The organism is Pseudomonas sp. B20, assembly GCF_020515755.1.
Lineage (GTDB): Bacteria > Pseudomonadota > Gammaproteobacteria > Pseudomonadales > Pseudomonadaceae > Aquipseudomonas > Aquipseudomonas syringae.
The window spans coordinates 149,402-163,982 of record NZ_JAHPJG010000017.1 but is presented as its reverse complement, the minus strand read 5'-3'; the positions used below and the strand labels follow the sequence as shown (position 1 = coordinate 163,982).

At 60.8% G+C, this 14,581-nt stretch carries 10 protein-coding genes; 1 reads left to right on the top strand and 9 read right to left on the bottom strand.

Translation table 11 applies throughout. The annotated features are described in order from the left end of the window. Positions 1-302: 302 nt before the first annotated feature. The 7 genes from LIX91_RS17510 to kdpF all read right to left on the bottom strand — a co-directional run bounded on the left by LIX91_RS17510 (position 303) and on the right by kdpF (position 8,606). The gene (locus LIX91_RS17510) at positions 303-581 is read right to left on the bottom strand and encodes a lipoprotein (protein ID WP_003316607.1); all 279 of its coding nucleotides are present in this window, start codon (positions 579-581) and stop codon (positions 303-305) included. Positions 582-677: 96 nt separating this feature from the next. Then, positions 678-1,370, bottom strand: coding sequence for a response regulator (locus LIX91_RS17505; RefSeq protein ID WP_003419981.1), 693 nt, complete (start codon positions 1,368-1,370; stop codon positions 678-680). Beyond that, on the bottom strand, positions 1,367-4,030 hold the full coding sequence (locus LIX91_RS17500; protein ID WP_226488865.1) for a DUF4118 domain-containing protein: 2,664 nt from the start codon (positions 4,028-4,030) through the stop codon (positions 1,367-1,369). Before LIX91_RS17500 ends, LIX91_RS17505 begins: the two co-directional genes overlap by 4 nt. A 67-nt stretch (positions 4,031-4,097) precedes the next feature. Then, positions 4,098-4,670, bottom strand: coding sequence for a potassium-transporting ATPase subunit KdpC (gene kdpC / locus LIX91_RS17495; protein WP_003419979.1), 573 nt, complete (start codon positions 4,668-4,670; stop codon positions 4,098-4,100). Positions 4,671-4,724: 54 nt separating this feature from the next. Beyond that, positions 4,725-6,803: a potassium-transporting ATPase subunit KdpB gene (gene kdpB, locus LIX91_RS17490; protein WP_226488864.1), complete on the bottom strand. Its 2,079-nt coding sequence runs from the start codon at positions 6,801-6,803 to the stop codon at positions 4,725-4,727. 10 nt (positions 6,804-6,813) lie between these two features. Further along, complete coding sequence (gene kdpA, locus LIX91_RS17485; RefSeq protein WP_226488863.1) at positions 6,814-8,508, bottom strand: potassium-transporting ATPase subunit KdpA; 1,695 nt, start codon at positions 8,506-8,508, stop codon at positions 6,814-6,816. Between the two features lie 2 nt (positions 8,509-8,510). After that, positions 8,511-8,606, bottom strand: coding sequence for a K(+)-transporting ATPase subunit F (gene kdpF, locus LIX91_RS17480; RefSeq protein ID WP_003406089.1), 96 nt, complete (start codon positions 8,604-8,606; stop codon positions 8,511-8,513). Positions 8,607-8,848: 242 nt separating this feature from the next. Between kdpF and LIX91_RS17475 the strand changes: the two genes are divergently transcribed. Further along, positions 8,849-9,112, top strand: a complete 264-nt coding sequence (locus LIX91_RS17475; protein ID WP_011267398.1) for a helix-turn-helix domain-containing protein — start codon at positions 8,849-8,851, stop codon at positions 9,110-9,112. A gap of 78 nt (positions 9,113-9,190) precedes the next feature. On the opposite strand, the gene LIX91_RS17470 is transcribed toward LIX91_RS17475, so the two are convergent. Together LIX91_RS17470 and LIX91_RS17465 are read right to left on the bottom strand one after the other, a co-directional pair. After that, the gene (locus tag LIX91_RS17470) at positions 9,191-13,975 is read right to left on the bottom strand and encodes an RHS repeat domain-containing protein (protein WP_226488862.1); all 4,785 of its coding nucleotides are present in this window, start codon (positions 13,973-13,975) and stop codon (positions 9,191-9,193) included. A gap of 97 nt (positions 13,976-14,072) precedes the next feature. Continuing rightward, a complete protein-coding gene (locus LIX91_RS17465) occupies positions 14,073-14,558 on the bottom strand; it encodes a hypothetical protein (RefSeq protein WP_032703392.1) in 486 nt (161 codons plus the stop codon). Between the last annotated feature and the right edge of the window lie 23 nt (positions 14,559-14,581).

Genomic DNA, 14,581 nt, shown 5'->3' with positions numbered 1-14,581 from the left:
AGGTACGGGGTGTTTTCGGGCCATGTGAAACACTCACACAGGGCCGGTTTTTTTTCGAGCTATGTGAAACACTCACACAGGTCCAGGGTGTTTTCAAGCCATGTGGATTACTCACACAGGTCGGCTGTGTTTCGAGCTATGCGAATGCCATGCGGCACTGATGACCTTGTGGGAGCGAGCTTGCTCGCGAAGACGGTGTTTCAGTCGATGCATTTTCGGCGCTTGTGCAAACTCTTTCGCGAGCAAGTTGGCTCCCACGGCCTTCGGCCAGAATCAAGAGCAGACCTGCGTATCGTCAGGTATCAACGGCCAGCGCGGGACTCGCGGATGTAGAAACGGGCTTTCTCGGACTTCTCGGTGCAGCCTTCAAACGCTTCGAACTGCTGCTGAGTCTTGGCACCCGTCAACAGTGACAAGGCCTTGGAGTAACTGACCGTTCCGGCAAAACCTTCAGCCTTGGCCAGATCCAGCTCATGCCAGGCAGCGTCTAGCTGAGTGGCACAGCTGTCGCGATATCCGGTCTTGCCAGCACAACCTGCAAGAACCAAAACAAGCAATGGCAGACAGATAAGGGCTTTCATTCGGGTGTTACCTCAAGAGTGAACAGGGAGTGTGCGGATTTGACGGTGCGCGGCAGTAAAAGTGCCGCAGCACGGGGCTATGCTCGCTTTTTTCATCTAGTAATCAGCCAGCAGACGATACCCTATTCCAGGCTCGGTGAGGATGAACCGCGGAGCGGTCGGATCATCTGCCAGCTTCTGCCGCAAATGCCCCACCACGATACGCAGATAGTGACTGTCTTCGGTGTGCGTAGGCCCCCAGATATCCTTGAGCAATTGCTGCTGGGTAATGACCCGCCCGGGATGCCGCGCCAACTGCGCCAGCACCGCGTATTCCTTGCGGGTCAGCGCCACTTCCTGACCATCGAGCAACACACGCCGATAGGCCAGGTCCACGGTGAGCGGCCCGAACTCAAGCGCAGACTCGGGCTTTTCGCTGCCCGACGCCTGCCTGAGCAGCGCCCTGATGCGGGCCAGAAACTCCTGAATGCCAAACGGTTTGGTCACGTAGTCGTTGGCGCCGGCGTCCAGCGCCTGAACTTTCTGTGCCTCGCTGGCGCGCACCGAAAGCACCAGCACCGGCACGGCCGACCACTCGCGAAACTCGCTCAACACCTGCTGACCGTCCATGTCCGGCAGCCCAAGGTCAAGCACCAGCAAATCCGGTTTGTTCAAGGCAGCCTGAGTCAGACCCTCGGCGCCAGTGGCGGCTTCCAGCACCTTGTAGCCCTGCGATACCAGACTGATGCGCAGGAACTTGCGAATCTGCGGCTCGTCGTCGATGACCAGAATGGTGGTCGACTGGCTCAAGCGGACTCCTCCAGTTCCACATCCGGCTGCGCCTGCAGCGGCAGAAACAGCGTGATGCGTGTACCCAGCCCGTCGATGCCCTCCTCGACCGTGAGCCGCCCACCGTGCGCGCCGATCATGCCCTGACAGATCGCCAGCCCCAGCCCCGTGCCCTGCCCGCCGCGATCGCCACGGGCAGCGGTGTAGAACATGTCGAAAATCTTCGCTCGCTCGTCCTCGGGAATGCCGGGGCCTTCGTCACTGACCGAGAAAAACAGTTCACTGTCGACCACACCGGCCGCTACCTGCAAGCGTCCATCGACGGGTGAAAAGCGCGCAGCGTTCTCAAGGACATTGACCAGCGCCTGCTCGATCAGCGCCGCGTGCACGTACAGCAGCGGCAGCTCGCCAGTCACCTGGGTGCTGACCTGCAAGGGCGCCAGTACGGCACGCAGCCGGTTGAGCGCGCTGCCGACGATATCGGCAGGCGACACCCAGTCGCGGGCCAGCTTCAGCGCGCCATGCCCCAGACGCGTCATGTCCAGCAGGTTCTGGATATAGCGGTCCAGGCGCTCGGCTTCATCGCGGGTGCCTTCCAGCAGCTCGCGGCGATCCTCCAGTGGAATGGCTTCACCCAGGGCCAGCAGGCTGTCGATGCTGCCGCGCATCGAGGTCAGCGGGGTACGCAGGTCGTGGGACACCGAAGCCAGCAAGGCGCTGCGCAATTGCTCGGTTTCGCCGTGCAGACGCGCGGCTTCAAGCTCCTGGGCCAATTGCGCACGGGCCAGCGCCTGCGCCAGTGGCTGGGTGAGCGCGGCCAGCAGACGTCGATGCTGCGCGGTGAACGACTGGCCTTCCCGCGCGCAGACCCCAAGTAGAGCCAACGGCCCTTCTTCTGCGGTGATCGGCCACCACCACCAGCGTCCGGACGGCAAGGTGCCAGTGCCACTGCCAGCAGGTTGATCGTGCTTCCAGGCCCAGTCGGCGGCAGCGCGCTCGGCTTCCGAGAAGGTCAGCGGCCCGCCGGTTTCGACCACCCAGCCGCCCTCTCCGTCGCGGTCGACCAGACAAAGGTGCAGTTCCTTCCAGCCGGAAAAATGCTGTTCGGCGGCGCTGAACACCGCTTTACCGTCAGTGGCGGCGGTCATCTTGCGCGACAGGTCGAGCAGTTCGCTGGTCTGTTCCTGGGTATCGCGCAACGCCTGCAACTGCCTGCGCTGGCGTGCCGCGAGCTTGCCGGTCAGAGCCGACATCAACAGGAAGAACAGCAGCGTCAGCACGTCTTCTTCGCGCTGGATGTTCAGGGAAAAGCTCGGCGGAATGAACAGAAAGTCATACGCCAGGAACGATAACCCGGCGCAGGCCAGCGCCGGGCCCATGCTGCTGCGCACGGCGACCAGCAATACCGCAGCGAGAAAGATCAAAGAAATGTTCGGCAGCGCCAGCACGCCTGCAACCCCCCAGGCGACCACACTGGCGATCAACGTGGCGACGAAAGCCAGGCCGTAATCGAACCACACCACTTCGCGAGCCGGGCGCGCACGCGGCGGCTGATCGGGCAGTTCCTCGCTGTCGTCGAGTACCGAGATTTCCAGCCCGTGCCCTTCGCGCAACAAGCGCGCCGCAACGCCGCCGCCGAAGATCTTACGCCGCCAGTGCCGACGCGACTGACCGACCAGCACCACGCTGGCACGTCGTTCGATGGCATGCTGCACCAGCGTTCGGGCAACCTCACCGGCGCGCAGCGAAACCGCTTCACCGCCGAGCCGCTCGGCCAGTTGTTGAGCGCTTTGCAGACGCGCGCGGGACTGCTCGTCGAGGGTTTGCCCGTCGTCCACATGCACGGCGCTCCACGGCAGATGGCGACGCTGGGCAACCCGACTGGCGTGACGCACCAGACGCTCGGCATGGATATCACCGTCGATGCCCACCAACATCCGCCCGCGAACCGCCGGGGCCGACTGGCCCAACTGCCGGTAGCCCTGCGCCAGATCGTTATCGACCTGCGCCGCCGCCGTCTGCATGGCCATTTCGCGCAGCGCGGTGAGGTTGGTCTGGGTGAAAAAGGCGTCGATGGCCGCGCGGGCCTGCTCCGGCACGTAGACCTTGCCATCGCGCAGGCGCTCCAGCAGTTCACGGGGCGGCAGGTCGATCAGCACCAGATCAAAGGCTTCCTGCAACACCCAGTCCGGCAGCGTTTCACGCACCTGCACGCCGGTGATGCCGCGCACCTGGTCATTCAGGCTTTCCAGATGCTGGACGTTGACGGTGGTATACACATCGATGCCGGCCGCCAGCAGTTCCTGAATATCCTGCCAGCGTTTGGCGTGGCGACTGCCGGGCGCGTTGGTGTGCGCCAGTTCGTCGACCAGTACCAGGCTCGGCGCAGCCTTGAGCAGCGCGTCGAGGTCCATTTCTTCGAGGGTCATGCCGCGATAATCAGTGCGCAGCAAGGGCTGTTGCGGCAGGCCGTTGAGCAGCGCCTCGGTTTCTGCGCGGCCGTGGGTTTCGACCACGCCCGCCAGCACCTTCACGCCCTGACGCAACTGCGCGTGAGCCGCCTGAAGCATGGCGTAGGTCTTGCCGACGCCTGGCGCAGCCCCGAGAAAAACCTTCAGCCGCCCGCGCCCCTCGCGGGGCAGCTGGGCCAGCAGTGCGTCAGCTCGACCGGAATCACTCACGTTGGTTTCCACCCTCTTTCTGATCAGCTACAGCTTAGTGAATCTGCTGCGTACATGGCGCACTTTGTTACAGCTGCGCGTTGCGCGGTGCAGACGGTAACTGATTCAGGCTCATATTCAAGGCCAATACGTTAACCACGGGTGGGCCGATCAACGGACGCTGGGTATTGGCGTCGATCAGCGCCTGCACTTTGTCCAGCGGCAACTGGCGCGCCGCGGCAACGCGACCGGCCTGCCAGGCAACCGCTTCAGGCGAGAGGTGCGGGTCAAGTCCGCTGCCGGAGGTGGTCAGCAAGGCCATTGGTATCGGTTCCTGCGAGGCGTTGGCCAGTTTCGCGGCGTCCTCTTTCACGCGGGTCGCCAGCGCCGGGTTGCTCGGCGCGAAGTTACTCGCGCCGCTGGCCACGGTCGCGAATGCGCCAGCCGAAGGACGCGACTGGAACCACTCATCGCCGGTGAACGACTGGGCGATCAGCGCCGAGCCACGCACCTTGCCCGACGCGTCATACACCAGGCTGCCATTGGCCTGCTGCGGAAACGCCACTTGCGCAACCCCGGTGACCACCAGTGGATAGGCCACGCCGGTGATCAGGCTCATCAACACGATCAGGCTCAAGGCCGGACGCAATACATTGGACATCTGCACATCCTCAATCAGGTGAGGCTGCACGCCGACCGGCGTGCAGCACAGGCTTCAAACAAGGCCGAGTGCGACCAGCAGCATGTCGATCAGCTTGATGCCGATAAACGGCACAACGATGCCGCCCAGACCGTAGATCAGCAGGTTGCGACGTAGCAGGTGAGCCGCGCTGGCCGCCTGCACACGCACGCCACGCAGGGCCAGCGGGATCAGTACGACGATGATCAGCGCGTTGAAGACGATGGCCGAGACAATCGCGCTCTGCGGGCTGGCCAGCTTCATGACGTTGAGCACGCCCAGTTGCGGGTAGATCGAGGCAAACAGCGCAGGCAGTACCGCGAAGTACTTGGCCACGTCGTTGGCAATCGAAAAGGTGGTCAGCGCACCGCGGGTGACCAGCAACTCCTTGCCGATCTGCACCACGTCCAGCAACTTGGTCGGGTCGCTGTCGAGGTCGACCATGTTCGCCGCTTCGCGTGCGGCCTGGGTGCCGTCGTTCATCGCCATGCCGACATCGGCCTGGGCCAGTGCAGGTGCATCGTTGGCGCCGTCGCCACACATCGCCACCAGACGCCCTTCGCCCTGCTCCTGGCGAATTCGCTCCAGCTTCTTCTCCGGCGTGGCTTCAGCCAGCACGTCGTCGACACCGGCCTCGGCGGCAATCGCTGCGGCAGTCAGCGGGTTGTCGCCGGTGACCATCACGGTCCGGATACCCAGTTTGCGCAGCTCTTCGAAGCGTTCGCGAATACCTGGCTTGACCACGTCCTTGAGATGGATCGCGCCCAACAACCGACCGTTGGCGCAGACCAGCAGCGGTGTGCCGCCGGTCTTGGCGATCTTGTCGACTTCACGGGCCAGTACAGGCGGCAGCTCGCTGCGCTGCATGTTGATGAAAGCCAGCAGCGAATCCACTGCGCCCTTGCGGTACACGTGGCCCTGGTAATCAACGCCGGACAGACGTGTGTCAGCGCTGAACGGCACAGCCGTCACCGAGCTCAGGGTCGGCTCGTTCATCGGGTGCAGGTTGCGCAGAAACTCGACGATGGATTTGCCTTCTGCCGTGTCGTCGGCCAGCGAGGCCAGCAAAGCGCCCTCGCCCAGCTCCTTCGGGGTCACGCCCGGTGCAGCGTAGACGGCGGCGCAGCGACGGTTGCCGAAGGTGATGGTACCGGTCTTATCCAGCAGCAGCACATGCACATCGCCCGCGGCTTCCACGGCGCGACCCGACTTGGCAATCACATTGAGGCGCACCAGGCGGTCCATACCGGCAATGCCGATGGCCGACAGCAGACCGCCAATGGTGGTCGGGATCAGCGTGACCAGCAACGCTACCAGAAACACCAGCGGCAGGCTGCCACCGGCGAAGTGGGCGAACGGCTGCAAGGTGATGACCACCAGCAGGAAGATCAGGGTCAGGCCGATCAGCAGAATATCCAGCGCGACTTCGTTGGGGGTCTTCTGCCGTTTGGCGCCTTCGACCAGCGCGATCATGCGGTCCAGTGTCGATTCACCGGGGTTGGCGCTGATGCGTATCAGCAGCCAGTCGGAGACCAGCCGGGTGTTGCCGGTCACGGCCGAGCGATCGCCACCGGATTCGCGAATCACTGGCGCGGATTCGCCGGTAATCGCAGCCTCGTTGACCGCAGCGATGCCTTCGATGACTTCGCCATCACCGGGAATCATTTCGCCGATCTCGACGCGCACCACATCACCCTTGCGCAACTCGCTGGCATTGATGATGCGCAGGCTGCCGTTGTCGTCTCTGATACGTGCCTTGAGCCCTTCGCTGCCCGCCTTGAGACTGTCGGCGCGGGCCTTGCCACGGCCCTCGGCCAGCGCTTCGGCGAAGTTGGCGAACAGCACGGTGAACCACAGCCACAGGGCGATCTGCACACAGACCGAGGTCGGCACCTGCGGGTTGGGGATCACGCAGAGCACGGTGGTCAGGATGGCGGTCAGTTCCACCACCAGCATGACCGGCGAACGCTTGAGCTGACGCGGGTCGAGCTTGACGAACGCCTGCACCAGCGCCGGACGCCACAGGGCGGCGATGCCGGTTTTTGCCGATTCAGTGGCCTGCGATTCAGTAGGTTTCGCAGCAGCATTTTTTGCAGGATTAATAGGTAAGTTCATGATCGGTTCCTCAGAAACCCAGGCTCAGGTGTTCGGCAATCGGCCCCAGTGCCAGGGTCGGCAGGAAGGTCAAACCACCCACCAGCAGAATCGTGACGGTCAGCAGGGTGACGAACAGCAGGCCGTGGGTCGGGAAGCTGTTCTGGCCCTGCGGCGCGGCCTTCTTCATGGCCAGGCTACCGGCCAGGGCCAGCACCGGCAGGATGTAACCGAAGCGGCCGATGAAAATCGCCAGGCTGAGCATCAGGTTGTGGAACACCGTGTTGGCACTGAAACCGCCGAACGCCGAGCCGTTGTTGGCCGTCGCCGAGGTGTAGGCGTACAGCAACTGACTGAAGCCGTGCGGGCCAGGGTTGCTGATCGCACCTGCCGGGCCGGGCAGGCTCGCGGCAATCGCGCCCAGCACCAGCACGCCGACCGGCATCACCAGCAGGGTGGCGACCAGCAGCCGGACTTCCTGCGCTTGCAGCTTCTTGCCCAGGTATTCCGGGGTGCGGCCGATCATCAGGCCCGCAAGGAACACGGCGATCAGCACGTTGAGCAACATGCCGTTGAGGCCGACACCGACGCCGCCGAAGATCACTTCGCCGACCATCATGTTGACCAGCGCGACCATGCCGGTCAGCGGGTTGAGGCTGTCATGCATGCCGTTGACCGAGCCGTTGGAAGCCGCAGTGGTGGCGACTGACCACAGCACCGTGCCGGTGGTGCCGAAGCGGGTTTCCTTGCCTTCCAGCGGTGCGGTCTGCTCGACACCGGCGATGTTCAGCGCCGGGTTGGGCTGGTACTCGGCCCACAGCGAGACCGCGCCGCCGATCAACAGCAGCGCCAGCATGCAGCCGAGAATCGCGCGGCTCTGGCGCATGTCCTTGACGTAGTGGCCGAAAGTGAACACCAGCGCAGCCGGGATCAGCAGGATCGAGACCAGCTCGAACAGGTTGCTCCAGGCCGTGGGGTTCTCGAACGGATGCGCCGAGTTGACGCCGAAGAAGCCGCCGCCATTGGTGCCCAGTTGCTTGATGGCGATCTGACTGGCCGCAGGGCCCATGGGCAGGCTCTGGTCAGCGCCTTGCAGGGTCAGTGCGTCGATGTAGTGGCCAAAGTTCTGTGGCACGCCCTGCCAGACCAGAAACACCGCCAGCACGATACTGATCGGCAACAGGCCGTAGAGCGTGGCGCGGGTCATGTCGGCCCAGAAGTTACCCAGGCTCTGCGATGAGCGACGACTGATGCCGCGACACAGCGCGACCAGCACTGCCAGGCCGGTCGCCGCGCTGACGAAGTTCTGCACGGTCAGGCCGACCATCTGGCTCAGGTAGCTGAGCGACGCTTCGCCGCTGTAGGCCTGCCAGTTGGTGTTGGTGACAAAGCTCATCGCCGTGTTGAAGGCCAGCGACCACTCCATGCCCGGCAATTGCTGCGGGTTGAGCGGCAGCATGCCTTGCAGCATGAGGATGGCGAACAACACGACAAAACCCGCCAGGTTGAACGCCATCAACGCCCAGGCGTATTGCTTCCAGGACTGTTCGGTTTTCGGGTTGACGCCGGAAATCCGGTAGCAGGCGCGCTCGACCGGCCCCAGCACCGGGCTGAGCCAGGTGCGCTCGCCTTCCATGACCCGGTAATAGAAACGTCCCAGCCACGGCGCGGGGGCCAGCAGCAGGACCAGAAAGGCCAGGATCAACAGATAATCGTAACTGTGCATGATCACTCCTGACTCTGGTCGGCGCGCAACAGCGCCACCAGCAGATAGATGAACAGCCCGACTCCCATCAACAGAGAGATACCATCCATAACGCTCATTGAAATTTCCCCCATCAGGCAACACCGGTACGGCGAAGGCCGCGTGGGGTGATTGTCCGCAGGCAGGGTGTAAAGGCGCGAGATCGACAGGCTGGCCGGGGCGTAAAGAAGCTGTAAAAAAGCGCTACAGCCTTGACGGCGCAAGGCCTTCACGGTCCTGCGGCGCTGTCATTTATGTCAGGTTCGCGTTAGGGGTTGCAGGGGTATCGTGGTGCGGCGATCTTCAGGGAAAGGACTTCACCATGCTTCGCGACAATGGAAAACCACCCGGCACCACGCCGCCTTCCCAAGTCACACCCGCCATCGTCCAGTTGACTGTCAAGGAACGACAAGTCCTGGAATGGGTGGCGCTCGGCAAATCCGCCTGGGAGATATCCCGGATACAAGGCTGCTCGGAAGCGACCGTGCACTTTCATACCAGCAATATCCGCCGCAAGTTCGGGGTGACGTCATTGAAGGCCGCGCTGGTGATGGCGATCAGGCAGGGGGTTATTTTGGTGGAGTGAAGTATTTAAAAGCGGTGCACCCCACAGGAGATACTCCCCCTGCGTTGTGCACCTGGATTACGGATTAACACTTACATTTTAGTACTCTGGATTAAATTTAAATCGATCCCTTTGTTGGGAGCCATTAAGCCAGTGCGCTTTTGATCGAGCAGGTGCTGGAGACGGATTCCTTATATTTTTCACGGGAGGAATTCTTTTCAGCTCTTTTCTGGCAAGTGATAATTCTTTTTTAATCGCACGGCGCGCATGAGCAGTAATTCCGGGAGTATTGATATTAGGAAGCATATAGCCTAATGCTCCGACAGCCTCAGCTTCTTTGGCAGCAAGAGAGTTTCCTAGTGTAGTTTTGTTATCCCTTATGGCGTCGTCAATACGAGCGGTATAACTTTTAGCAGTTTCATACAATCTATTCACATCTTTCTTCCTGATTGGTAATACTGCTGTTACCTCTTTACGCCCACGACTGGTAAGTAGCGCAGGAATTTTTTCGACGCCTGGAGATTTTGTGGTCACAGTAACAGCCGTTTTTATTTTGGCTCGGTAGAACAGCTTGAATGGGGTAAGTAAACTAAAGTGCCCCGACGGATCCACGCTGTTCACCGGATCCCCCTCGACATACGCATACCCATTCACCCCGCCCTCGCTAAACGGACTCCAGCTATCGGGACTGTTGAAGCGCATCAACACCGGGCTGTAGGCACGATAGCCATTGCCCAGCATTTGCCAGCCGGTATCCGCCTCGGCCAGTTCGCCGTTGAACCCCAGTCTGCCGTGCGGTGGATCTTCGCCGCTAGCGTGGCCGTATGCCGTATACCACCTCCGGTTGATCCCGTTGGCATCGACTTCACCGAGCACGCTGTCACTGTCGTTGGTGGCAAGCAGCACCGTCCGATCGATCTGCTGTTCGGCCAGCAGGTAGTCGTCGCCACGCATGAAGGTGCTCTGGATATGGCTGCCGAGTTGATTGGCCAGCTCCCCGTCACGATAGAAGCGCAGACCCCTGTCCTCTGCGCGGGTCTCCCCTGTCAGTTGGTCCTGGGGGTCATACTGATAGTGAATGCCGGCTGAGGGCGTGCCTACTTCGATCAGGCGGCCGAGGGGATCGTATTTAAGCGTGCGCCCGGCTTCGTCGATATCCAGATTACCGTCCGGGTCATAGTGGAGTTTGATTTCAAGCGGGTAGTATTCGCCGTTACTGTTCGTTACCCGGCTCAACTGTACGGGGTCGTCATCTTCGTAAAAATACCGGGCGTTGTTGGTGCCGCCATCGAAGCGGGTCGTGACGACCGTCAGGTTGTTCGCGCCATCGAAAGTGAAGTTCTGCGCGAGGAGGGTCCTGCCATAGGGGTCCACCGGCCGCTGAGTTCCCGTGCATTGGTATTGAATCAGGCGACCGGACGCATCGTAGCGGTAGGTTTCATCACGGAGTATTTCCGCGCCCTCGCTCAGGGTGCGCTGGACCATGTTATCCACATCGTCATAGACCTGAACCATCTGTTGCTCGACACCATCGAGGTCGAACACACGTCTGACTTCTCGCCCCAGGTCATCATATTCAAGGCTGATTGCGACGGTTCTTTCGCGGCTGATGTCGGTTTTGTCGGTGGTGGTGATTTTTGCGAGGCGACCAAAGACAGCGTCATAGTAGAACGTCGAATAGACCTCACCCAGCCAGGTTTGCTCTAGACGACCGACGTTGTCATAGCGATTGACCTGCTCCTGTCCCAGTACGTCGGTGTAAGACAGCAGCAGACCCTGTCGGCTGTAGCTGTAGAACATGTCGTAGGGTTTGTTTTCAGAGGTGCGCGTCTCGCTTTTCAGCGAGCCGGTACTGTAATACGCGCGATCCAGTATCTCGCCCTGCTCCGAGGAATGAATCAGACGAGCATTCTGCTTATCGTAACTGTAATCGGCAGTCACACCCGGCGCCAGCGTGTTCCCGGACTCGGCGGTTCCAGGTTTGGGCACTGCCTCGGACTGCACCCTGCGCCACGGCTCGTCGCTTACCTGGGGTTTGTATTCGTAATCGATTTTCCGCCCGCTGGGCAGGGTTACCGTTCTGGGTTGCAGCAGACCGATGTCGTAAACGAGTTCACGTTTACGCCCCCCGGTGACAGACGTGACCAGGCGATCCAGCCCGTCGAACGTCTGCTCTCCCAGCACAATGCTTGTGCCGTTGTGCTCGATGCCGATACTGACCGGCAAGTCTTCGCTGCTGTGGCTTGCATAACTGCGACGCACGATGGCCCGGCTTGGCAATGTGGAATGGATCACCCGATCGAAGACGTCGTAAACATAGATCGTGCGCCGCCCGCCGTTTGCCACCCCGATAACTTCCTCGACACGGCGGCCAAGGCCGTCGTAATGGTACTGGCTCAGGCTGACCGAGTTGCCCGCCTGATCCAGTCGCTCGCTGCGCGTCGGCTGTTCGAACAGGTTCATCCAGGTCTCGGTGAACTCGCTCTTGCCGACGCCGCCGGCGCCCTCGATCCAGCTGCGCTGAATCGGCCCCTGCGATTGCGACGTACCAATGGGGTCGGTCTCTTCGACCGTCTTGACTTTATCCGGCCCGGTGACGGAACGCTGTTCGCCCCAATCGTCGTATTCGAAGACGCTCTCCAGCGCCAGTTCCTGCTCATCCAGCCAGTCGAACTCGGTCTCACGGGTCATCAGCCCCCATGCGTCGTAAACGGCAGCGTAGGTCTTTCGAGGTATTTTGAAGCGCGCAGGATTATCTGCGTCGTCCCGCTCTTCGTAGATAACTCGATTGAGGCCATCGAAGTGACTGGTGGTTTTTACATTCTTGACATCGATGAGCGTCTGCATGGCCTGATCAGTGGCCTTGGCACACAGGTGATACTCATAACTTCTGGTCGCCTTATAGATATCATCATCTGGCGCCACCGTTTCGCTCAAGACACGCCGCAGACTGTCGTAGACATAACGGATTTCCACGTTGTTGTCGTCGCGATTGAGCAAGGGTTCGCCATTGAGCAGGGAATCCTCCAGCGTAATCACCTTCGTCGCGTCGTCGAAGCCGGTCACGGTCTGTACAGTTCGTAGCACAGTGCCGGCGTAACGATTGCTCTCACGGGGGCGATCAGGAGCGTTCTTGGAGGAGCCCTCAGGAGGGCTGTCAGCGGAGCTCTTAGAAGGGGCATTGGTGGATTTCGTGTGGATGCTGTAAAGATACCCTGTGCTGGTCACCTTCCCGCCCATGATCACTTTTTGCATTTTTAGCCGACCGTGCAGGAGTGCGTTGTGCGGCTCATTGAAGTATTCGTAGGTGGTGAGGCGCTGCTCCTGCTCACCGTCAGGGGCCTGCATCAGTAACGTCTCGCCTTGCGGTGCAAGCCATTCCTGTAGCTGACCGCCATCCACCGCAGGCAACGCCAGGTAGCGATAGCGGGTGATCAGGACCGGGGCCTCGCCGTAGCCGGACGCCGTCGGAATGACCTGGCTGCTTTTCATCCAGCGCACGAAGCCTTCAGGGTCTGGCGGGCATCCGTCCTCGCCGGCCGCCGGATACCACTCACTGACTTCGACCACACCGTTGGCCTGAGTCTGAGTGAGCAGATTACCGTGCGGGTCATAGGTGCTGCTGACGATCTCACTGCGCGGCACACTGCCGTCTGACGAGAGCCGCCAGGTGGTCTGGACCTCTTTGGGCAACTGACAATAGGGAGGCTGAGTGAAAAAGGGCTCGCCCGGATCGATGTAGTAGCGAGTGTCCACCTGCATGACGCTAAGGTTCTTGCGCGTGGTTTCCCGGATGAGCAGGTGAAACTGGTTGAAGGTCCGCTCGATGCTGCGCTCGGCATCAGGCTGGCCCGGGACCTGGACACGCAATGTCTCGGTCGACGAATACTCGTACGGCTCCGCCCCGAGGTATCGGTACAGATTGTCCAGACCGTTGTCTTCCCAGACGATATCCAGCCCCGCGCCCAGAAAGTTGCGCTGGCGCCCGGCGCTGTCCTGGTAGGTGTAATGGACGTCCATTTGCGCCTGACCGAATCCGGGCGTCGTGCGATGGCGCGTGACTCTGGGCAGCGGGTCACGTCCCGCCTTGGCGGGAAACTGATGGCCGCTGTCAGTGTAAAAGATCTCCTCCCGACCGCCCACGGGTGTTTCCACCGACGTCATGCATAAATGGTCACGGTTCAGACTGTATACAAAACGCCAGGAGGCCGCGTTGTCGGTCGGTAGTTCGATACGGCTTACATGGTGATCCGACCCGCCCAGCACCATCACGAATGTCGCATCCGGGCCTTCGCCAGTGGTCATACGCAGCGTCACCCGCGTGGCTTCGCGGCTGATGCCGAGCAGGATCTGCCCCGAGTCATCCGTGACTTCGCTCAGCATCTGATGCCCGCCGAACGAGGTGTAACCCAGCGTGACACTGTGACCTTCCGGGGCGAATACGCGTACCGGCAGTGCGATCCTGTTGGCCCCGCTGCCGCGCAGTTCGAGCAGCTCCACCAGACCGGACTTGTGCATCACCCGGTAGTGGGTTTCGCCCTCCTTGTACAAGTGAAAGCTGTCGATTTTCTTTTCCGGCATCAGCATCTGGCCGTTGCTGGTGCCATTGACCTTGAATGTCTCGCCGCTGCTCAGCGACACGATCTGATTACTCGGATCGTACTGCGACAACTGCAGGTTCCAGCCCATCCCGAAGCCGCTGTCCAGGCGGTTGAGAGGGTTATAGTTAAGTGCCAGTGGCATGCCCGGGCCACGCAATCCGTTGGTCTTGACGTCGGGCAAAGTGATCGCCACCGTGTATTGCCCGGTACGGGGGTCAACGCCGCTCTGTACATAACTCAGGAAGTTGAACGCGTTGGAGTGGACGGAAGTCGATGCTGTCATGATTCATGAACCTCGAACTTTATAGAGTGGGATAACCGTCACCCTTATGCGGGTGACGATTAACACGTTGGCCTGACAGGTCCGGTTGTGCTGAGGGCTAATCCGATACATCGACACGCACGCAGGACAACTTGCCTTTTATGTTTTCACCCCCGCTATACGCCTTGGTCAAAACAACGCCGCGAGTGATAATGCTGTCGACCGGTTGACCTCTGAGCTGGTCGATGGAGATCCAGACTGTTGTAACGGGGTCGATATAGGTTTCGAGTCCAAATACCCAGCCTCCCGGATCATCACAATTTCTGGACTCCAGGAGTATCTTCATGGCCGAGCGCACGTTATCCAGCTTGATAAAACTCATCTGATCGTTTGTGCATTCATGATCACCTTCGTGGAGACGAACCACGTCGTCCTTGGCGACAAACCTGCAGTTCTTGCCGCCGCCATCGGAAGTTTCTGCGAGCATGATCATTCGAACCGGCTCTGCCGGGGGCTTGGGTACGGGCCTGTGGGACGGGACTAACGTACAGCCTGCCAACCCAGCAAGAGCCAGGTACGCAAGGGTTTTATTCAACGCATTCATGGTGATGACTCCCTGTCAACTTG

What these genes read in the sequence shown, in the direction of transcription:
- kdpC (WP_003419979.1), bottom strand. Translation starts at nt 4,670, where the DNA reads ATGTCCAATGTATTGCGTCCGGCCTTGAGCCTGATCGTGTTGATGAGC.
- LIX91_RS17465 (WP_032703392.1), bottom strand. Translation starts at nt 14,558, where the DNA reads ATGAATGCGTTGAATAAAACCCTTGCGTACCTGGCTCTTGCTGGGTTG.
- LIX91_RS17470 (WP_226488862.1), bottom strand. Translation starts at nt 13,975, where the DNA reads ATGACAGCATCGACTTCCGTCCACTCCAACGCGTTCAACTTCCTGAGT.
- kdpB (WP_226488864.1), bottom strand. Translation starts at nt 6,803, where the DNA reads ATGAACTTACCTATTAATCCTGCAAAAAATGCTGCTGCGAAACCTACT.
- LIX91_RS17475 (WP_011267398.1), top strand. Translation starts at nt 8,849, where the DNA reads ATGCTTCGCGACAATGGAAAACCACCCGGCACCACGCCGCCTTCCCAA.
- kdpA (WP_226488863.1), bottom strand. Translation starts at nt 8,508, where the DNA reads ATGCACAGTTACGATTATCTGTTGATCCTGGCCTTTCTGGTCCTGCTG.
- kdpF (WP_003406089.1), bottom strand. Translation starts at nt 8,606, where the DNA reads ATGAGCGTTATGGATGGTATCTCTCTGTTGATGGGAGTCGGGCTGTTC.
- LIX91_RS17510 (WP_003316607.1), bottom strand. Translation starts at nt 581, where the DNA reads ATGAAAGCCCTTATCTGTCTGCCATTGCTTGTTTTGGTTCTTGCAGGT.